19 protein-coding genes are annotated in these 18815 nt (G+C 64.5%); all 19 read right to left on the reverse strand.

The window, feature by feature from the left end; genetic code table 11:
• Positions 1–56 precede the first annotated feature (56 nt).
• Positions 57–2408 carry a TonB-dependent receptor gene (locus ACYVGS_RS11595; protein ID WP_460588847.1) on the reverse strand — a complete coding sequence of 784 codons (2352 nt, stop codon included), beginning with the start codon at positions 2406–2408 and terminating at the stop codon, positions 57–59.
• An 82-nt stretch (positions 2409–2490) separates the two neighbouring features.
• Positions 2491–3036 carry a winged helix-turn-helix transcriptional regulator gene (locus ACYVGS_RS11600; RefSeq protein ID WP_460588848.1) on the reverse strand — a complete coding sequence of 182 codons (546 nt, stop codon included), beginning with the start codon at positions 3034–3036 and terminating at the stop codon, positions 2491–2493.
• A gap of 66 nt (positions 3037–3102) precedes the next feature.
• On the reverse strand, positions 3103–4701 hold the full coding sequence (locus tag ACYVGS_RS11605; RefSeq protein WP_460588849.1) for an isocitrate lyase: 1599 nt from the start codon (positions 4699–4701) through the stop codon (positions 3103–3105).
• A 103-nt stretch (positions 4702–4804) separates the two neighbouring features.
• On the reverse strand, positions 4805–5905 hold the full coding sequence (locus ACYVGS_RS11610) for a hypothetical protein (protein WP_460588850.1): 1101 nt from the start codon (positions 5903–5905) through the stop codon (positions 4805–4807).
• The gene (locus tag ACYVGS_RS11615) at positions 5892–6764 is read right to left on the reverse strand and encodes an ABC transporter ATP-binding protein (protein WP_460588851.1); all 873 of its coding nucleotides are present in this window, start codon (positions 6762–6764) and stop codon (positions 5892–5894) included. Before ACYVGS_RS11615 ends, ACYVGS_RS11610 begins: the two co-directional genes overlap by 14 nt.
• Entirely contained in the window at positions 6757–7131 is a 375-nt protein-coding gene (locus ACYVGS_RS11620) for a GntR family transcriptional regulator (RefSeq protein WP_460588852.1), read from the reverse strand. The genes ACYVGS_RS11615 and ACYVGS_RS11620 overlap by 8 nt, the downstream gene beginning before the upstream one ends.
• A gap of 12 nt (positions 7132–7143) precedes the next feature.
• Entirely contained in the window at positions 7144–8010 is an 867-nt protein-coding gene (locus ACYVGS_RS11625) for a head GIN domain-containing protein (protein ID WP_460588853.1), read from the reverse strand.
• Positions 8011–8052: 42 nt separating this feature from the next.
• Complete coding sequence (locus tag ACYVGS_RS11630; RefSeq protein ID WP_460588854.1) at positions 8053–8433, reverse strand: group III truncated hemoglobin; 381 nt, start codon at positions 8431–8433, stop codon at positions 8053–8055.
• A gap of 13 nt (positions 8434–8446) precedes the next feature.
• The gene (der, locus tag ACYVGS_RS11635) at positions 8447–9859 is read right to left on the reverse strand and encodes a ribosome biogenesis GTPase Der (RefSeq protein ID WP_460588855.1); all 1413 of its coding nucleotides are present in this window, start codon (positions 9857–9859) and stop codon (positions 8447–8449) included.
• A gap of 11 nt (positions 9860–9870) precedes the next feature.
• A complete protein-coding gene (bamB, locus tag ACYVGS_RS11640; protein ID WP_460588856.1) occupies positions 9871–11049 on the reverse strand; it encodes an outer membrane protein assembly factor BamB in 1179 nt (392 codons plus the stop codon).
• Complete coding sequence (locus ACYVGS_RS11645) at positions 11049–11723, reverse strand: YfgM family protein (protein WP_460588857.1); 675 nt, start codon at positions 11721–11723, stop codon at positions 11049–11051. Before ACYVGS_RS11645 ends, bamB begins: the two co-directional genes overlap by 1 nt.
• Positions 11724–11759: 36 nt before the next feature.
• A complete protein-coding gene (gene hisS / locus ACYVGS_RS11650; RefSeq protein ID WP_460588858.1) occupies positions 11760–13037 on the reverse strand; it encodes a histidine--tRNA ligase in 1278 nt (425 codons plus the stop codon).
• Between the two features lie 22 nt (positions 13038–13059).
• A complete protein-coding gene (gene ispG / locus ACYVGS_RS11655; protein WP_460588859.1) occupies positions 13060–14190 on the reverse strand; it encodes a flavodoxin/ferredoxin-dependent (E)-4-hydroxy-3-methylbut-2-enyl-diphosphate synthase in 1131 nt (376 codons plus the stop codon).
• A gap of 2 nt (positions 14191–14192) precedes the next feature.
• Positions 14193–14603 (reverse strand): helix-turn-helix domain-containing protein, encoded by a 411-nt coding sequence (locus tag ACYVGS_RS11660; RefSeq protein ID WP_460588860.1) that lies wholly within the window; start codon positions 14601–14603, stop codon positions 14193–14195.
• Positions 14593–15381, reverse strand: a complete 789-nt coding sequence (gene pilW, locus ACYVGS_RS11665; protein WP_460588861.1) for a type IV pilus biogenesis/stability protein PilW — start codon at positions 15379–15381, stop codon at positions 14593–14595. Before pilW ends, ACYVGS_RS11660 begins: the two co-directional genes overlap by 11 nt.
• Complete coding sequence (gene rlmN, locus ACYVGS_RS11670; RefSeq protein ID WP_460588862.1) at positions 15378–16523, reverse strand: 23S rRNA (adenine(2503)-C(2))-methyltransferase RlmN; 1146 nt, start codon at positions 16521–16523, stop codon at positions 15378–15380. The genes pilW and rlmN overlap by 4 nt, the downstream gene beginning before the upstream one ends.
• Positions 16524–16544: 21 nt before the next feature.
• Complete coding sequence (gene ndk / locus ACYVGS_RS11675; protein ID WP_460588863.1) at positions 16545–16973, reverse strand: nucleoside-diphosphate kinase; 429 nt, start codon at positions 16971–16973, stop codon at positions 16545–16547.
• 164 nt (positions 16974–17137) lie between these two features.
• A complete protein-coding gene (locus tag ACYVGS_RS11680) occupies positions 17138–18286 on the reverse strand; it encodes a PLP-dependent aminotransferase family protein (RefSeq protein WP_460588864.1) in 1149 nt (382 codons plus the stop codon).
• A 5-nt stretch (positions 18287–18291) separates the two neighbouring features.
• A complete protein-coding gene (gene iscR, locus ACYVGS_RS11685; RefSeq protein WP_460588865.1) occupies positions 18292–18765 on the reverse strand; it encodes a Fe-S cluster assembly transcription factor in 474 nt (157 codons plus the stop codon).
• Between the last annotated feature and the right edge of the window lie 50 nt (positions 18766–18815).

An 18815-nucleotide genomic window follows, 5' to 3' on the forward strand; every position in this document is an offset into this window, starting at 1 on the left:
TCAACTTCGATGCTGAGCTGTCGATTCATTGATTTCTACAGTTTTTCAACGGCCTGCTAGAAGAACTTGCGCACGGTCACACCAAAGGTGCGCGGCTGGATCACCCGGTAAGCCAGGCGCGCCCGCCCCCCGCGCTCGCGGTCAAAGGACAGCAGCGCGTTCTCGTCGGTCAGGTTGTCGACATAGGCGACCGCCTCCCAGGTTTCCCAGTTCAAGCCTGCACTCAGGCGCACCTGCTCATAGGAAGGCAATTTCAGGTCAACGGATGTCACCTCGTTGCCGGTCGCGCCCCCAAAGGGGAGGCCGGAGACGAAATTACCGGCACCGGGCACCTGGTCGCTGGGCTGGGTGTAACGGTCGCCGACATGCTGCGCCAGCAGCGAGAAGACCATCTCCTGCGCGCCGAACAGCTCGGTAGTCACCGTCCAGGTCGCTGACGCAGACACCTGGAACTCCGGCACCGAAGGCAGGCGATTGCCATCGGCAACCCCACCGAGCACGTTGCCCTCGCTATCCGTCACCGTGGAGTCAAACTCCGCCTCGAGGTAGCTGCCCGCCAGGGTCAGCATCAGGCTGTCCACCGGGTAAGCGCTGAGTTCCCATTCCAGACCCAGGGTATGGGCCTCGGGCACGTTGAAGCTGATCCGCGAGGAGCAGGAACCGGCGTCCAGGGTCACCTGCAGGTCCTCGATATCGGTGTAGAACACCGCCGCGTTGAAACGCAGCCAGTCGTTCTGCGCCTTGAAGCCCAGCTCGTAGTTCCACAGGGTTTCATCATCGTAGGACTGGAAACCGCCGAACACCTGGAGGTCGCCCTCGTTGCAGAGCGGGCGGTTGAGAGGGTCATTCACCCCGCCAAGGCGAAAGCCCTGGGAGGCCTGGGCGTTGACCGTGACGGTATCGCTGACATCGTAACTGGCCATCAGGCGCGGGTTGAAGCCGTCGGACTCGGTGGCGTCGGTCTGGCTGTCACCGCTGGCGAACAGGCCGCCGGACGTGAAAGTCCGCTCCTCCTCGAAGTCGTAGAAGCGCCCACCCAGGGTCACTGTCAGCCGCTCGGTCAAATCGTAGCTGGCCTCGCCGAACACCGCCATTTGCTCGATATCGTAGGGCAGGTCGGAGTTGTAGGGGGAGTCGGGGCCATAGCCATTGGCGACCGCCGCGGCGGTCCCCGCGCCGAGCACGAAGTCGGTCCAGGCGTCATAGCCCGGGGTCGGCAGGCGCTGCTCGTACTTGCGCTTGACGTCGGAATAGAACACGCCGGTGACCCACTGCAGCGGGCCCTCCCCCGCCGAGGCCAGGCGAATCTCGTGGGTGACCTGTTGCAGATCCGTACTGTCGCGCAGGTTGGAAGGCAGGCTCACGGCGATGTCGGGAAAGCCGAGATCCACCGATACCGAGCCGCTAAGGGCACTGGCATCGCGGCTGGCCAGGATATCGCGGTCGACATAGCTGCCGGCGTAGGTCACGTCCACAGTGTCCCCGGCCCACTGCACCAGCAGGTCGCTGATGATGGTGCGGTCCTCGAAGCCTTCATCCAGTAGCAGGTACTGCTCATTCTCACCCAACTGGATCGGCGGACGGGTCGTGGTGTAGGGATTGGCAAACAGGTTGTAGACCTCCTGGCGGTTGTAGCCGTCGGTCTCGATCTCCTGGAACACCACCCGCGGTGTGATGGTCAGGCGGTCGCTGGGGCGCAGGGCGAGAGCAACGCGGCCCCCGCGGCGGCTGCCGCTGTTGACGTCCTCCCGCGTGCTGCCATATTCGCGCAGGGCATCCACCCAGCCGGGATACTCGGTATCGTAGGCGACCACCCGCAGGGCGGCGTTATCCCCCATGGGCAGGTTCACCGCGCCCTTGAGATGTCCGCGGGTTTCCCCGTCCTTCACGGTATTCAGGTTGCCCTCCACCGAACCTTCGAAGACACCGAATTCCGGCTGATTGGTGATGAAGCGGACGGTACCGCCGACCGAACCGGAACCGAACAGCGTGCCCTGGGGACCGCGCAGGGTTTCCACCCGGTTCAGATCGTACAGATCAAGGTCAGGCGTAAACAGCGACAGTGAGATCACCGTCTCGTCCAGGTAGACACCCACCTGCTCCTTGACCCCCGGCTGGTCGCGCACGATCTGCCCCGCGGAAACACCGCGGATGGCGACCTGGCTCTGGCCGGGACCGAGGTTCTGGATGGCCAGGCCGGCGACATTGCGCGACAGGTCTTCCAGGGTGGTGGCGCCGGTGCGACGGATATCGGCGGCAGACTGGGCATTGATGGAAAAAGGCAGGTCTTGCACCGAGGCTTCGCGCTTGGTCGCGGTGACCACGACCTCTTCGAGCATCTGGGACTGGGCAAGGGGCGAAAGAGCAATCACGGCGGTGGCGAGCACCGACTTGCGGAACGCTGACATGGCGACTTCCTTTTTGCTTGTTGGTATGGGAATCACCTTCCGAGTCTAGCGCCTGGCTAGCGAAGTAAAAGTTCCCGCACTGTTATTTTTTCATAGTATTCGACTCGCGGGAGCGGGCGATCACCGCGGGCAGGCTGAGGTCGGTCTCGCCATCCAGGGCCAGTTCATCGGCCAGGATCTGCAGGGCGTGACCCAGTCGTGGCTGCACATGTTCCGGGCGCAGGGTTTCCCCGCACTCGGAGCAGGACAGCTGGGGGTGGGTGCGCTTGCCACAGCGGCGGTGCACATACTCCAGCGGCGCTCCGCGCTCGTCGGCCATCCACTCGTCGCCCCAGCGGGACAGGCTCATCAGCACCGGGTAGAGGGCCAGCCCCTTGCGGGTGAGCCGGTACTCGTGACGCAGGGGGCGCTCGCTGTAGGGCACACGCACCAGCACACCCTGCTCCACCAGCTTGCCCAGGCGCTCGGAAAGCCGGTGCCGAGTGATCCCCAGGTTGTGCTGGAACTGCTCGAAACGGCGCGTGCCCAGGAAGGCGTCCCGCAGTATCAGCAGGGTCCAGCGCTCGCCGACCACTGACAGAGCCCGGGCCACCGAGCAGAATTGCTTGTCTATGTCTGACCAGCGCATGCGCCCCTTCCTGCACCATTCCCGGCGAACAGTATCGCCGAGAATGGTCGCGCGGCCAAACTGGCCTCAGCCGAACTGGTGCATGGTGTTGGCCCCGCCACCGGCCTTGAGCGCGCCCTCGCCGGAGAAGTACTCCTTGTGGTCGTCGCCCAAGTTGGAGCCGGCCATGTCCTGGTGCTTCACGCAGGCAATGCCCTGGCGAATCTCCTCCCGCTGAACACCGCGAACGTAGGCCAGCATGCCCTCCTCGCCGAAGTAGCCCCGCGCCAGGTTGTCGGTCGACAGCGCAGCCGTGTGATAGGTCGGCAGGGTAATCAGGTGATGGAAGATCCCCGCCTCCCGGGAAGCATCCGCCTGGAAGGACTGGATACGGCGGTCAGCCTCTGCTGCCAGTTCAGTACTGTCGTAGTCGACGCTCATCAGGCGGTCGCGGTCATAGGCAGCCAGATCGCGACCCTCCGCCTGCCAGGCATCGAAAACCTGCTGACGGAAGTTGAGGGTCCAGTTGAAGGACGGCGAATTGTTGTAGACCAGCTTGGCGTCGGGAACCACCTTGCGGATCTCACGCACCATGTCACCGATCTGGCCCACGTGGGGCTTCTCGGTCTCGATCCACAACAGATCGGCCCCGTGCTGCAGGCTGGTGATGCAATCGAGGATGACCCGGGCTTCACCGGTGCCGTCCTTGAAACGGTAGAGCCCGTTGGGCAGACGCACCGGTCTAACCAGACCGCCATCCTGCTTGATCACCACATCGCCTTCGCGGACATCCTCGGCGCGGGCAACGGCTTCGGTCTGCAGGAAGGCGTTGTACTTGTGGGCCAGGTCACCGGGGTCCCGGGAGACCGGGATCTTCTGGGTCAGACCGGCACCCAGGGAGTCGGTGCGCGCGACGATGATGCCGTCGTCGACCCCCAGCTCCAGGAAGGCGTAACGCACGGCGTTGATCTTGGCCAGGAAATCCTCATGGGGCACGGTGACCTTGCCGTCCTGGTGGCCGCACTGCTTGGCATCGGAAACCTGGTTCTCGATCTGGATGGCGCAGGCGCCGGCCTCGATCATGCGCCGCGCCAGCAAATAGGTGGCTTCCTCGTTGCCGAAGCCGGCGTCGATATCGGCAATGATCGGCACCACGTGGGTCTCGTAATTGTCGATGGCCTGGAGCGTGGCCTGCTCGCGGACCTGGTCGCCGGCAGCGCGGGCGGCATCCAGCTCCCGGAACAGGTGGCCCAGCTCGCGCGCATCCGCCTGCCGCAGGAAGGTATAGATCTCCTCGATCAGGTCCGGCACCGCGGTCTTCTCGTGCATCGACTGATCCGGCAGCGGGCCGAACTGGCTGCGCAGGGCCGCAATCATCCAGCCCGAGAGGTAGAGATAGCGCTTGCGGGTGCTGCCGTGGTGCTTCTTGATCGCCAGCATTTTCTGCTGGGCGATAAAGCCGTGCCAGCAGCCGAGCGACTGGGTGTATTGCGCCGGGTCGGCGTCGTACTCCGCCATGTCGCGGCGCATGATAGCGGCGGTGTAACGGGCGATGTCGAGCCCCGTGCGAAAGCGGTTCTGGCACGCCATGCGCGCGGCGTACTCGGCGTTTACGGTATCCCACTGCCCGCCCTGGGCGGCGCGCAGTTCAGTAAAACGGGCAACATCCTGAAGATAAGTAGACATGGCGGGCCTCTGCATTGGCGTTGTTTTCAGTGAGAGCCATGCTAGTCGCCCCAGTTACATATTTGTAATTTATAGTTTACATTTCAGCCATTCACCAAATGAATTATATCTCCCAGCGGTGGCGGCGCAGCCAGATCGCGGCCCAGAGCATCAGACCCGTGGCCAGCAGGCCCAGCAACATGCTCCAGAGATCCAGCCCCCCCCAGTCCGGCCCGAACAGGTAAAAACCCACCGCATTGCGCGCGCCGGCGTAATGCGGCACATGGTTCTGCACGGCAGAGGCCAGGTAGCTGCTGCCAAAAAGCAGGCTTTCCAGCAGCATCGCGATCAGCACCGGCGCAATCGCCAGCAGGAAGGGCGAGCGCCGCGCCGCGGCGGAGGCCAGCAGGCACCAGGCGTACATCGGTGCCACCCACAGGGCCGTTACCAGCCAGCCGCCGATCTGATCCAGTAGCAGGCGGGCAAATTCAAGATTGCCTAGTACGTGCTCAAGCGGGTCGAGCCCCATGCGCCAGACCAGGGCCACGCTCAGCAACAGCATCGCCAGTTGCGCCAGCAGGGAGGCCGCCAGGAACATCAGCGGTGCAACCAGGAGACAGACCACGAGCTTGGCCAGCACCTCTTCCCGCGGCGCCACCGGCATCGACTTCCAGAACAGGATGCTGCGGTCCCGGCGGTCGTTGAACAGGCTGCCCAGGGCGTAGTGCACGCTGACCACCAGCAGGACCAGCAGCATGAGCATGTGCACCCCCTGCAGCAGCGGATTGAGGGTTTCCACCGGCGAATCCGATTCGCTACTCTCCGCTGTGCGGTCGCCGCGCCCCGGCGGACTGAAGCGCCACTCCCGGGAAAAATTCCAGGCCTCCTCCTCGGCCTCCGGCACCCGCTCGATCTGCAGGGCCGGATCACTGGCATCAGGTACCGCGGGCAAGCCGGACGTTGCGGGCGGTGAGGCCGACTTGCCGTCGCTGTCGATGATGATCACCCCGAGCTCGAGGCCCTCACCATCACCCTCCGCCTGCAGGATCGCGGACAGGACAGCCTCGCCAAACGTGCTGACCTGGTTGGCCACCACCACGCCAGCCAGCATGATCAGGGCCAGCACCCCGGCCAGCACAAAGGGTGTCCACACCAGGGACAGGCGGTACTCCCGCAGCTCCCGCTGTATCAGGCTGAACCAGCGCCGACTGTCATTGGACGACATGCGACTGCCCTCCCGAGATTTTCGCGACAAACAGATCGGACAACGTGGGCGTGCGCAGCTCGCCGAGTGGCGCCAGTGCATCCGGATCGATGTCCTCGTAAATCAGCGCCTTGCCGCCCAGCATCGGCCGCGCTCCCAGGTGTGGAATGGTCTCTGCGCGAGCCACATCGGGGCCCACCACACGCAGCTCGACAAAGCGCTCCTCCAGTGCCGACATGGGCGAGAACAGCACCGACTTGCCTTTATGCATGAACATGACGTGGGTCAGGATGTGCTCCACCTCCTCCACCTGATGGGTGGAGATGATGATGCTGCGGCCGTCATCGAAGTAGTCGTTGAGCAACTGCTCGTAGAAGCGTTTGCGAAAGAGGATGTCGAGCCCCAGGGTCGGTTCGTCCAGCACCAGCAGCCGGGCGTCGATGGCCATGACCAGGGCCAGGTGCAGCTGGACCGTCATGCCCTTGGACAGCTCCCGCACGCAACGCTTGGGCGTAACCTCGGTACTGGCGAGAAAACTTTCTGCCCGGGCGCGATCAAAATGCGGATGCACGCCGGCAACGTAGTCCAGCAGCTGCGCTACGCTCATCCAGCGCGGCAGCACCGCGGTATCCGCGATAAAACACACCCGTTGCATGAGCGTCGTCTGCTGCATGCGGGGATCCAGTCCCAGAACGGACAGCTCGCCTTCGCAGCGGGTGAGGCCCAGGAGGGCGCGCAACAGTGTGGTCTTGCCCGCGCCATTCGGGCCGATCAGGCCAAGCACACTGCCGGGCGGCAGGTCCAGATCGACAGCATCGACCGCCTGTGTCTCACCGAAGCGCCGGCTCAAACCGCGAGCGGCAATGATGGCATCAGTCATTATCTCTCCCCCTGCCCTGCAATTCGTCCACCACCACCTGCATGTCCAGGCCCAGGTTTTGTACCCGTTCGGCAAAAGCCGGCAATTCCTCGGCAAAAAAACGCGCCTGCTCCTCTCGGGTCAGCGACTGCCGGGCGCCGTCGGTCACGAACATGCCCAGGCCCCGCCGTTTCTCCAGCAGCCCGGCGTCCACCAGCTCCTGATAGGCCTTGCCTACCGTCAGATGGTTGATCTGGTAGTCGGCGGCAACCTGGCGCACAGAGGGCACCGGCTGGCCCTCTGCAAAGCTGCCATCCATGATGCGCTCCACCACCAGATCCCGCAGCTGGCGGTAGATGGGCTGGCGGTCATTCCACTCGATACTCACGCTGTACCCCGATCAGGGCTTCCGGCTCAGGCTGCCGGAACCGATGATGCGCTGCTCCAGCTGTGGCTCTCCGCGGTAGATCACATCACCGCTCCCCAGAATATTCGCCTCCAGCGCTTCCAGCACGCCCAGGCGAACCTCCCCGGAACCAATAATATTGACCTCGGCATTGGTGCCATCCAGCCCGCGAAAGTCTGCGTCACCGGAACCCAGCACGCTGACATCCAGGCGATCCGACCAACCCGCTTCCGTGACCGCAATGTCCCCGGAGCCGTTGATGGTCGCGCGCAACCACCGCGCCTGCACCTCCCCGAGCATCAGGTCCCCGGAGCCTGCCAGCGACAGCTGCAGGTCGTCGACCCGCAGGCGCGCGGCATGCAGGTCACCGCTGCCGCGCAGGCTGAACTCCGCGCGCTCGGCGGTAAGCTCAAACAGACGCAGGTCGGCCGAACCCTCCAGCGTCACGCGCAGCAGCGGCGTCTCCAGTGGCCGCAGGTAGACATCGGCAGAACCCAGGATCTGCAGAGCCTCCAGGGACGGCAGGCTCAGGCGATATTGGATACCACCGATGTTGCGCTCGGGCGCCTCGGCCGAGCGCCCCAACACCAGGGTGTTATCCGAGCGGTAGAAGGGGGGCGGCGACAGGCGGCTTTTCTCGCCGCGAAACAGCAGTTCCGCCTCCGGGCCCTGGCTGATCTCGACCTCCACAGCGCCGAAAATCTGTACGCTCTGAACGCCCGCGAGGCCCTGGACACGGCGGGTTTCCGCCGCACTGGGCAGCGCCAGAAGCAGGCCCGCCAGGCAGAGTGCCAGCGCGGTCGGCAAGCGGCCGCCGACGCTCGCGGGAAAATGCTGACGCGGATAGGGAGCTGAAGCCATGACATCACCCCGTTGCTATGGTGTTATATCAAACTATATCACCTAAGCCGGGTAATGCAAGGTCTTCTGCATGTTGCCGGCGATGGCGTGGGCAAGACGGCGGGCGCGTTCAGTGTTGGGGCCCGCGAAACCCGCATCCAGCGCCGCGTCAAAATGTGACAGCCAGCGCTGGAAGTCCGCGTCAGTCAAGGGGCGGCGGGCGTGCAGGCGGCGATGAATATTCATCGTGTGGCGCTGATAGCCGCGCTCCCCCAGCAGCAGCTTGCACCAGTAATCCTTGATATGCGGGAGATGCACATCGAGGTCGATCCTGGCCACGTCGAAGAAGATCGGGGCCATTTCCGGGTCCTTCAGCAGGCGGGCATAGAACTGGTCGACAAAGGCTTCGACCCGGGGGCGTGTGTCAAGATCCGGCCTCGGCATGGCTACCCGCCACCTAGCGCTTCTTCTTCTGCTGCTTCACATGCGCCATCATCCGCCGCTTGCGCTGCACCTGTCGCTGGGTGAGCTTGTTGCGGCGGTCGGCGTAGGGGTTTTCCCCGGTGCGGAACTCGATGCGTACCGGCGTACCCGTGAGCTGCAGCTCGCGCCGGTAGACGTTCTCCAGGTAGCGCTGATAGCTGTTGGGCACGTTGCCGGTCTGGTTGCCGTGGATCACGATCAGCGGCGGGTTCTGCCCGCCGGCGTGGGCGTAGCGCAGCTTGATTCGGCGCCCGTTGACCATGGGGGGCGGATGGCTGTGCACCGCGCCTTCCAGAATCCGTGTCAGGTGATTGGTAGACAGCTTGCGCGTGGCGGAGCGATGCGCCGCCAGGATGGAGCGGTACAGGTGCCCGACACCGCTGCCGTGCAGCGCGGAGATGAAATGTGTATCGGCGTAGTCGACAAACTGCAGACGACGCTGCAGCTCGCTGCGGATCCAGTCCCGCTGGTCCGCCTCGATACCGTCCCACTTGTTCACCGCCATCACCAGGCCGCGGCCCGCCTCGATGCAGTGGCCCAGCAAGTGCATGTCCTGGTCGACAATACCCTCGTGGGCATTCATCACCAACACCACCACATGGGCATCGTCGACGGCCTTGAGGGTCTTGACGATGGAGAACTTCTCCACCACTTCGCGCACGTTCTTGCGCCGACGCACGCCCGCGGTGTCAATCAGGGTGTACTGCTGCCCGTCTCGCTCGTAGTCGATGTAGATGCTGTCGCGGGTCGTGCCTGGCTGGTCGAAAACCACCACCCGCTCCTCGCCCAACAGGCGGTTGACCAGGGTGGACTTGCCCACATTGGGCCGCCCCACCACAGCCACGCGGATACTGTCGCTGCGGTCGACACCGTCGATTTCCTCGCCTGGCTGATCCGCGGGAAACGGCGCCAGCACCGACTCGAGCATGCTGCGCACGCCGCGACCGTGGGTGGCGGCGATACCAAACAGCGTGTCCATGCCCAGGCGGTAGAACTCCCCGAGAGCCACCTCCTCCTGTAAGCCGTCAACCTTGTTGACCACCACCTGGAAGGGCTTGTTGCGCTGGCGCAGGTGCCGCGCCAGGGACTCGTCGCCGGGGTTAAGCCCCTCGCGCGCGTCGACCATCAGCAGGACAATGTCCGCCTCCTCGATCGCCTGCAGGGACTGACCTGCCATCTGGGCGTCGATACCCGCCTCGTCACCACTGATACCACCGGTATCGATGACCACGAAGGGCCGCTCGCCCAGACGGCCTTCGCCGTACTTGCGATCGCGGGTCAGCCCGGCAAAGTCGGCAACCAGTGCGTCGCGGCTGCGGGTCAGCTGGTTGAACAGCGTCGATTTACCGACGTTCGGGCGCCCGACCAGGGCGATAACCGGAAGCATGGGTGTTTTGACTACCTCGCGCGAATTTCGTAGGCCGCCAGCTTGCCGCTGTTGCCATAGACATAAAGGATGTTCCCGTCGCTCAACATGTCAGCGCGGACACCATCCCCGTCAACCTTGATGCGCCCGACGAACTCGCCGTCGACCTGGGACAGCAGGTGCACGTAGCCCTCGAAATCTGCCACCGCCAGATAGCTGCTCACCGGCACCGGCCGGCCCAGCCCACGCCAGGCGAGCGCATCCTGACGCCAGCGCAGGCCCTGGCCATTGCGCAGCCAAGCGTGCACGCTGCCATCCTCGTCCGCCACATAAACGTTGCCAAAACCGGTTGACACACCAGACACCGAGGAGACTGGCTGTTGCCACAGCTTGCGACCACTGCTGGCCTCCATCGCCACCAGGTTGCCCTGGTAGCTGGCGGCGTACAGGTCGCCACCGGCCAGGGCCATACTGCCGTCGATATCGACAATACGCTCGATCTCGGAGCGGCCCTGGGCAATCGCCACCCGGGCCTCCCATTGTACCGCGCCCGTGGCCACATCCAGCGCCAGCACCCGACCGGTGGCAAAGCCCACAAATACGAGATTGTCACGCAGGATCGGAGTACTGGTACCGCGTATGGTCAATACCGGCATATTGCTATCGTGGGTCCACAGCCGCTTGCCACTGGCAAAATCGAGGCCGTGGAGTTTGCCATCGTAGGTCTGCGCCACCACCACGCGACCGTTGGACTGCGGCGGCGCCAGCACCTCACTGCTCACCGGCACCTGCCAGATCAGCTCGCCACTGTCAGCCGAGAGACGCAGCACCGAGCCGTCGGCGCCACCCAGGAAGAGATCGCCACTGTAGTGACCCACGCCCCCGGAAAGTCCCCGGTCCAATTCGCGCTCCCACAGACGCTTGCCGTTACTGCGCTGCAGCGCCTGCACCTCCCCGTCGGCGGAGGCGACATAGAGCCTGTCGCCGGCAATCACTGGCTCTAGCGAGTAGCGGCCCTCGCCCTGTCCGTCGCCAACGCCCGTCGACCAGCGCCGGGACACCTTCACCGACTCGTCGATATCCTGCAGCTCCGCGGGCTGCCGGGGATCTTCATCATCGTCGACACTGAACCAGCCACCGATGGTGCTGCACCCGGACAACAGGCCCAGCGCCAGGACAAAACAACCGTTCCGCCACACCGCCTTGCTCATCATTCCGCCTCCTGCTCTGTATTCAGACCCGCGGAGAGGAGCTGCAGCTTGGCTGCCAGGGTGTCGACCTGCAACTGGCCGGGGTATTCGGCCAGCAGGGCCTGCGCCTCCCGGTAGGCCGCGAGCGCCTCTGCCTCGCGCTGTGCCTGCAACAGGACATCGCCCCGAGCCAGGGCCGTGGCGGCCCGATAGTAGCCAGTGCCTGAGTGCAATAAAGTCAGTGCCTCATCGGTCTGACCGCGGTCAGCGAGCACCCTGGCCAGACGTAACTGGGCGACCTGATGGATATCGCTGCCGGTATCCGCCCGGGAGAGCACCCAGCGCAAATCACCTTCCGCCTCGGCGGAGCGCCCCGCGGCCACCGCAACACGGGCCTCGTGCAGGGCGGCAAACTGGGCATAGCTGCTGCGCGGAAACTGCTCGCGCAGGGTCGCTGCCAGCTCCTGGAAACGCCCAGCCTCGGCCCCCTCCTCCACGGCGGCGGCAGACTCCATCAGCTGGCTAAACAGGGTCGAGGCTTCAGCCGCCTGGTTTTCCTGGTAGCGCTGCCAGCCCTGCCAGCCAAAAGCTGCGGACAAGGCCACCGCGACCGCAATCACGGTACTGCGACCGTTCTCCTGCCACCAGCGCTTGAGCGCTTCTACCTGTTCTTCCTCGGTACGATATGCTTCCACTGCGGGATTTCCTGTGTTGTTTATCGGTTTTCGAACCTAGGAGGCCCGGTTCAGGCCCGCCAGCTCGTCGACGAGCTGCGTGACCGGCAGCTGACGCTGCTCGCCCTCGCCGCGCAGGGCCTTGAGGGTAACCACACCATTGGCGACCTCATCGTCACCCCAGATGAGGGCATAATCGGCGCCGCTGCGGTCGGCCCGCTTCATCTGACTGCGGAAACTGCCGCCGCCCGTATGCTGCACAACATGCAGGTCAGGCAGTGCGTCCCGAAGACGGGCGAGGCTGGCAAACGCAGCACTTGTGGCCGCCTCACCGACACACACCGCGTAAACCTGTGCCCGGGCGGCATCCTGCACTGCAATGCCGGCCGCCTGCAACAGCAGCACCAGGCGCTCCACCCCCATGGCAAACCCGATGCCCGGGGTGGGCTTGCCGCCCAGCTGTTCCACCAGGCCGTCGTAGCGGCCGCCGGCGCAGACCGTGCCCTGGGCACCGAGGCTATCAGTGACCCACTCGAACACGGTCTTGTTGTAGTAGTCGAGGCCGCGCACCAGGCGAGGATTAATCACGTAGGGTATCCCCGCAGCATCGAGCAGCTCGGTCAAGCGCTCAAAATCGGCGCGCGATTCGCTGTCGAGGAAATCTGCCAGCGCCGGCGCACCGGCAAGAATCTCCTGCGTCGTCGAGTTCTTGCTGTCCAGGATGCGCAGCGGATTGCTTTCCAGACGCCGTTGACTGTCGGCGTCCAGCGCCTCGCGGTGGCCGTCCAGGTGGGTCACCAGTGCCTCGCGGTAAGCCTGACGCGCCACGCTGCTGCCGATGCTGTTCAGCTCCAGGCGCACGTGCGATGCCAGCCCAAGCCGCTGCCACAGTCGCGCGCTCATGGCGATCAACTCGGCATCCATGTCCGGGGTGGCGACCCCGAAGGCCTCCACACCTATCTGGTGAAACTGGCGTTGGCGGCCCTTCTGCGGACGCTCATAGCGAAACATGGGGCCGCTGTACCAGAGTCGCTGGCTGGTGCCCAGCAGGCCGTTCTGGATCACCGCGCGTACGCATCCCGCGGTACCTTCCGGGCGCAGGGTCAGGCTCTCGCCGTTGCGATCCTCGAAGGTATACATCTCCTTTTCGACGATGTCGGTGACCTCGCCGATGGAGCGGCGAAACAGCGCCGTCAACTCTACCAGCGGCAGGCGCACTTCGGCGTAGCCATGACTGGCCAGCAGAGCGCGTACCTGCGCCTCCAGGAATTGCCAATAACAACTTTCCTCCGGAAGAATGTCGGACATTCCCCGGATGGCTCGGATACTGCTCACCTGCTCTCCTGTCTGTTTTCTGTCAGGTACGGGAGCTGGCGATCAGCCGCTCGTCCTGTTCGCTGTTCCGGGCCTCGATGGCCGCTGCACGCTCCCGGATCACCGCTTCCAGGTGATCGACGAAGTCGCGATTGCTGACCTTGTGATCGGGCTCGCCATTAATGTAAATGAGGTTGTTCGGGCTGGCACCGGTCAGCCCCACGTCAGCCTCGCGGGCTTCGCCGGGGCCGTTGACGATGCAGCCGATGACCGCCACGTCCATCGGCGTGCGGATATCCTCGAGCCGCTGCTCCAGGGCATTCATGGTGCCGATGACGTCGAAATTCTGCCGCGAGCAGCTCGGGCAGGCGATAAAGTTGATGCCATTGCTGCGCAGCTTCAGGCTCTTGAGAATCTCGAAGCCAACCTTGACCTCTTCCACCGGGTCCGCAGCGAGAGAGATGCGCAGGGTATCGCCGATACCGTCCCGCAGCAGCATGCCCAGACCCACCGCGGACTTCACGGTACCCCCGCGCAAGCCGCCGGCCTCGGTGATACCCAGGTGCAGGGGCTGCTCGATCTGGCGCGCCAGCAGACGGTAGGCGTCCACCGCCATGAAGACATCCGAGGCCTTCACGCTGACCTTGAAATCGGGGTAGTTGAAGCGGTCGAGAATATCCACGTGGCGCAGCGCCGACTCCACCAGGGCCTCCGCGGTGGGCTCGGGATACTTGCGCAACAGCTCCTTACCCAGCGATCCGGCGTTGACCCCGATGCGGATGGGAATGCCGCGGTCCCGGGCGCTGTCGATCACCGCGCGCACTTTCTGGTCATTGCCGATGTTGCCCGGGTTGATACGCAGGCAGTCGACACCGTATTCCGCCACTTTCAGGGCGATCTTGTGGTCGAAGTGGATGTCCGCCACCAGGGGGACGTCGACCTGCTCGCGAATGCGCCGAAAAGCCTCGGCGGCCTCCATGCTGGGCACCGAGATGCGCACGATATCGGCACCGGCCGCCTGGATCGCCCGCACCTGGGCCACGGTCGCCTCGACATCGCAGGTCTCGGTGTTGGTCATGCTCTGCACACTGATCGGCGCATCCCCGCCGACTGGCACGCGACCGACAAAGATCTTGCGGCTCTTGCGGCGCACAATGGGTGATGCCTGCTGCATGACTAGTTACCTCCTACAGTCAGACTGGATTGAAACCACCACAGGCCGAACACCAGCAGCACCAGCACGGCGAGCCCCAGGGCAATCCCCAGACCGGTCTTCTGCAGCTGCTGGGGCCGACGCCGCACCCGCGGCGGCGAGGCCGGTGGGCGCACCGCATCGAAAGCCGCCAGTAGCATTGCCTCGTCCAGCTGCAGCAGGCGCCCGTAGGCACGCACATAACCGCGGGCAAAGGCGGGCCGACGCAGGCTGGCAAAGTCATCGCGCTCGATGAAGGTGACGTACTCGCGCAGCCAGTTGAGTTGCTGGGCGACCTCCTGGGGCGTCATGCCCCGTGCCTGGCGGGCAGCCTGCAACATGGCGCCGGGCGAAGGGCGCGACTGGCTGTCGACATACGGCTCTTCACTGCCCATCCCGCAACATCCTCTGGAAGGTCCGGTGTTCCGGGGAATCCGGGTACAGGTTGCTCAGGACAAGGGCGTAGCTGCTCTCGGCATTGCGATCGCCCTGGGCCCTGGCCAGGCGGATGCCGAACAGCAGCCCCCGTGGCGACTGCTGCCTGACCACGAGGCGGTAAGTGTTGTAGTACCGGGAGGCATTCGCGATATCCTCCGCTGCCAAACGCAGGATCGCCAGTTCCAGCAGCGCTACGCTGTTGGTGCGGTCCATGGCCAGGGCGCGGGTAAAAGCCTCCTCGGCCTTTGCCGGCTTGTCGAGCTGCAGGCGACACAGCCCCAGATTCACGAAAGCGCGTGGACGGGCATTGTAGAGCGAGTCGGCAACCACCGCCTCAAGCTGTTCCTCTGCTTCGCGGTAGCGACCCTCGGCAAACAGGAAGGCAGCATAGTTGTTGCGAGCGCGGGAGAAGTCCCGGTCCAGGCGAATTGCCTTGCGGTAGCTCTCCTCCGCCAGCTCTTTCTCGCCCGTGCTCTGGTAGACCAGCGCGAAAGCCTCGTGGACTTCGGCGTTGCGATCATTGATCTCGGCGGCGTGCTTCAGGTTGCGCTTGGCATTCTCCCAGTCACCCTCGCCAATGTACTTGCGGGCCAGCTCCACCCGCCGCTCCAGGGCGCGTTCGGGGGACGGGGGATCGGTGAATACCCGCTCGGTAGTCGTCACGCAGCCCGTCAGCCACAGTGCCGGCAACAGCCAGCACCACCACAAGCCTCGCCACTGCGCTGTCACACTCACCCTGATGCCACCTCCCCGATACTCGCCGCCTGGCGGTAGCGCTCGCTGCGCCGCGTGCGATCGACCACCTGACCGACCAGCTGACCACAGGCCGCGTCGATATCGTCGCCGCGGGTGGTCCGAACCGTGACAATATAGCCTGCATCGACCAGCACTTGCCAGAAACGCGACACGGCGTTGCCACTGGGGCGGCGATAATCCGAGTTGGGGAAGGGGTTGAAGGGAATCAGGTTGATCTTGCAGGGAAAGTCCCGCAGCAATGCGGCCAGTTCCCGGGCGTGCTCCGGCTGATCGTTGACACCCGCCATCAGCGTGTACTCCACCGTGACCACCCGCTTGGTGTCCGCCTGGGCGTCGATGTAGCGCCGGGCGCTGTCCAGCAGCCGGGCGATGGGGTACTTGCGATTGATCGGCACCAGCTCATTGCGCAGCGCATCGTTGGGTGCGTGCAGGGATATCGCCAGGGACACTTCGCTCAGCTCGGCCAGGCGATCCAGGGCGGGTACCACACCCGAGGTGCTCAGGGTTACCCGGCGCTTGGAGATACCGTAGCCCAGGTCATCCAGCATGATGTCCATGGCCGCCACCACGTTGTCGAAATTCAGCAGGGGCTCGCCCATGCCCATCATCACCACATTGGTCACCACCCTGCCCTTGCCGGACTGGAAGGCGTCGTAGGACTTGATGGCCAACCACACCTGGCCGATGATTTCCGCCGCGCTGAGGTCGCGCTGGAAACCCTGCTTGCCGGTGGAGCAGAAACTGCAATCGAGGCTGCAACCCACCTGGGAGGACACGCACAGGGTAGCGCGACTGCCATCGGGGATCAGCACCGCCTCGACCAGACCGCCGCCATCCACGCGGATCGCCCACTTGCGGGTACCGTCACTGGAGTCGTACTGACTGACGATCTCCGGCGGGCGCACCTCGGCCACGGCAAGCAATTTTTCACGCAGCGCCTTGCCCAGGTTGGACATGGCGCCGATGTCGGTGATGCCGGCGTGGTGAATCCATTTCATCACCTGCTGGGCGCGGAACTTCTTCTCCCCCAGCTCGAGGAAGAAAGCTTCCAGCTGCGCACGGTTCATCCCCAGCAGGTTGACCCTGGCGGTGGTGGAGCTGGCGATAAGATCCGTGCTCATGCTGTGACTCCCGGCCCGCGCTCAGGCGCGGGCGCAAATCTCGCTGGCGGCGAAAAAGTAGGCGATCTCGCGCTCGGCGGAGGCCGGCGAATCGGAACCGTGCACGGCGTTGGCGTCGATGGACTCGGCGAAATCGGCGCGGATGGTACCCGCCTCGGCTTCCTTCGGATTGGTTGCGCCCATCAGTTCGCGGTTCTTGGCGATGGCGTTGTCACCTTCCAGGACCTGGACCATGACCGGACCGGAGGTCATGAACTCGATCAGCGCCGGAAAGAAGGGGCGCTCGCGGTGCTCGGCGTAAAAACCACCTGCCACCTCTTCGCTGAGACGCAGCATCTTGGCCGCCACCACCCGCAGCCCCGCGCCCTCAAAGCGCGAGTAGATCTGGCCGATGACATTCTTGCCGACGGCATCGGGCTTGACGATGGACAGGGTGCGTTCTACGGCCATGTAACATTCTCCAGGAAAGACAAAAAAGAGCCCGGGAAAAGCCCCGGATCGCGAAGCGCGCGATTATACGGAATTTGCGTCCGGGTTTCACCCTGAACGCTGCGACACGTCTTATCACTTCCCCACTGAAATCAATCACTTGGGAAAAAGCGACAATTTCACGGTCAGCGCCGAAGGCGGTCGACGACCTCGCTGAAATGCGCGGCGGCGCGATCCACCTCTTCGGGCCGGGTGAAACGACCGAAACTGACACGCAGGGCGCTGTGGGCAAGCGCATCGGAAACACCGATCGCACGCAACACATGGGAGGGCTCCAGGCTCTCGGAATTGCAGGCCGAACCGCTGGAGACAGCAAGCTCCCCCAGGGCCGCCAACAGGCTCTCGCCGTCCACGCCCTCCACGCTCAGATTGACCACGCCGGGCAGGCGTTGTTCCGCGTGACCATTGAAACGCAGCCCCTCAAGGCCGGCGATCGCCGCCAGGAAACGCTGGCGCAGCGCCGCCAGGTGTTCGCTGTCCCGGGACATGTCCTCCGCGGCAATGGCAGCCGCCGCACCCAGGCCGGCGATCTGGTGCGTCGGCAGGGTGCCGGAACGCATGCCGCGCTCGTGACCACCACCGTGCATTTGCGCAGCCAGCTGCACCCGCGGCTGACGGCGCACCCAGAGCACCCCAACCCCCTTGGGGCCGTAGAACTTGTGCCCGGAGACGGAGAGCAGATCAACCGGCAGGTCCCGCAGCGAGAAGGGTAGCTTGCCCACCGACTGGGCGGCGTCGACATGCAGCAGAACCCCGGCCTCCCGGGTGATCTCGCCGATGGCAGCGATGTCGTTGATGGTACCCAGCTCATTGTTGACATGCATGACGCTGGCCAGAATCGTATCCGGCCGCAGGCTTCGCGCGATGGTCTCGGGCTGAATCAGCCCCTGGGCATCGGGTGCCACGTAGGTCACCTCGAAGCCGCGGGTTTCCAGCCAGGCACAGCTGTCGAGAACGGCCTTGTGCTCTATCGCCGTGGTGACGATATGGCGTCCGCGCCCCTGGTGAAATTCCGCCACGCCCTTGATGGCGAGGTTGTCGGCTTCGGTTGCACCGGACGTGAACACGATCTCCCGCGGGTCGGCACCCAGCAGGTCGGCGACCTGGCGCCGCCCCTGCTCCACCGCCTGCTCGGCGCGCCAGCCATAGACGTGGGAACGGGAGGCGGGATTACCGAACACGCCATCCATCGCGAGATGCTTCGCCATCACTTCGGCGACTCGCGGGTCAACTGGCGTCGTCGCCAGATAGTCGAGGTAGACCGGTGATTGCATGGTGGTCAGAGCTGTTTCAGGGTCAGCATGCCGTCAACCCGGGCGCGCGCATCCTGACGTGCGGAGATGGACTGCACCTCACTGCGGCGCACCAGTGAGGCGAGACTGATGCCACTCAGGAAACCATGGATTTGGCGGCTCAGATCTTCCCACAGGTGATGCGTCAGACAGACCTCGCCCTGCTGGCAGTCGGCCTTGCCGGCGCAGCCAGTGGCATCCACTGCCTCGTCGACGGCGTCGATGATTTCGGCCACGAAAATGGCGTCATCCGGGCGGCTGAGGCGATAGCCGCCGCCGGGACCGCGGACACTGGTGACCAGCTGTCGCCGGCGCAGACGCGAGAACAACTGCTCGAGGTAGGACAGCGAGATGTCCTGCCGACTGGAAATATCCGCCAGACTGACCGGCCCGGCAGTCCCGTGCAGGGCGAGATCCAGCATGGCAGTGACGGCGTAGCGGCCCTTGGTCGTCAGGCGCATGGCGACCCCCGGTCTGAGAAAGGCCCGAGTATGCAATACCCGACTATTTA

The organism is Haliea atlantica (assembly GCF_054779855.1).

Bases quoted from the DNA above. Each gene is read 5' to 3' on its own strand.
- rlmN (WP_460588862.1), bottom strand. From the start codon at position 16,523: ATGAGCACGGATCTTATCGCCAGCTCCACCACCGCCAGGGTCAACCTG.
- ACYVGS_RS11595 (WP_460588847.1), bottom strand. From the start codon at position 2,408: ATGTCAGCGTTCCGCAAGTCGGTGCTCGCCACCGCCGTGATTGCTCTT.
- bamB (WP_460588856.1), bottom strand. From the start codon at position 11,049: ATGAGCAAGGCGGTGTGGCGGAACGGTTGTTTTGTCCTGGCGCTGGGC.
- ACYVGS_RS11615 (WP_460588851.1), bottom strand. From the start codon at position 6,764: ATGACTGATGCCATCATTGCCGCTCGCGGTTTGAGCCGGCGCTTCGGT.
- iscR (WP_460588865.1), bottom strand. From the start codon at position 18,765: ATGCGCCTGACGACCAAGGGCCGCTACGCCGTCACTGCCATGCTGGAT.
- ACYVGS_RS11600 (WP_460588848.1), bottom strand. From the start codon at position 3,036: ATGCGCTGGTCAGACATAGACAAGCAATTCTGCTCGGTGGCCCGGGCT.
- der (WP_460588855.1), bottom strand. From the start codon at position 9,859: ATGCTTCCGGTTATCGCCCTGGTCGGGCGCCCGAACGTCGGTAAATCG.
- ispG (WP_460588859.1), bottom strand. From the start codon at position 14,190: ATGCAGCAGGCATCACCCATTGTGCGCCGCAAGAGCCGCAAGATCTTT.
- ndk (WP_460588863.1), bottom strand. From the start codon at position 16,973: ATGGCCGTAGAACGCACCCTGTCCATCGTCAAGCCCGATGCCGTCGGC.
- ACYVGS_RS11660 (WP_460588860.1), bottom strand. From the start codon at position 14,603: ATGGGCAGTGAAGAGCCGTATGTCGACAGCCAGTCGCGCCCTTCGCCC.
- ACYVGS_RS11630 (WP_460588854.1), bottom strand. From the start codon at position 8,433: ATGCCGAGGCCGGATCTTGACACACGCCCCCGGGTCGAAGCCTTTGTC.
- ACYVGS_RS11610 (WP_460588850.1), bottom strand. From the start codon at position 5,905: ATGTCGTCCAATGACAGTCGGCGCTGGTTCAGCCTGATACAGCGGGAG.
- ACYVGS_RS11605 (WP_460588849.1), bottom strand. From the start codon at position 4,701: ATGTCTACTTATCTTCAGGATGTTGCCCGTTTTACTGAACTGCGCGCC.
- ACYVGS_RS11625 (WP_460588853.1), bottom strand. From the start codon at position 8,010: ATGGCTTCAGCTCCCTATCCGCGTCAGCATTTTCCCGCGAGCGTCGGC.
- ACYVGS_RS11680 (WP_460588864.1), bottom strand. From the start codon at position 18,286: ATGCAATCACCGGTCTACCTCGACTATCTGGCGACGACGCCAGTTGAC.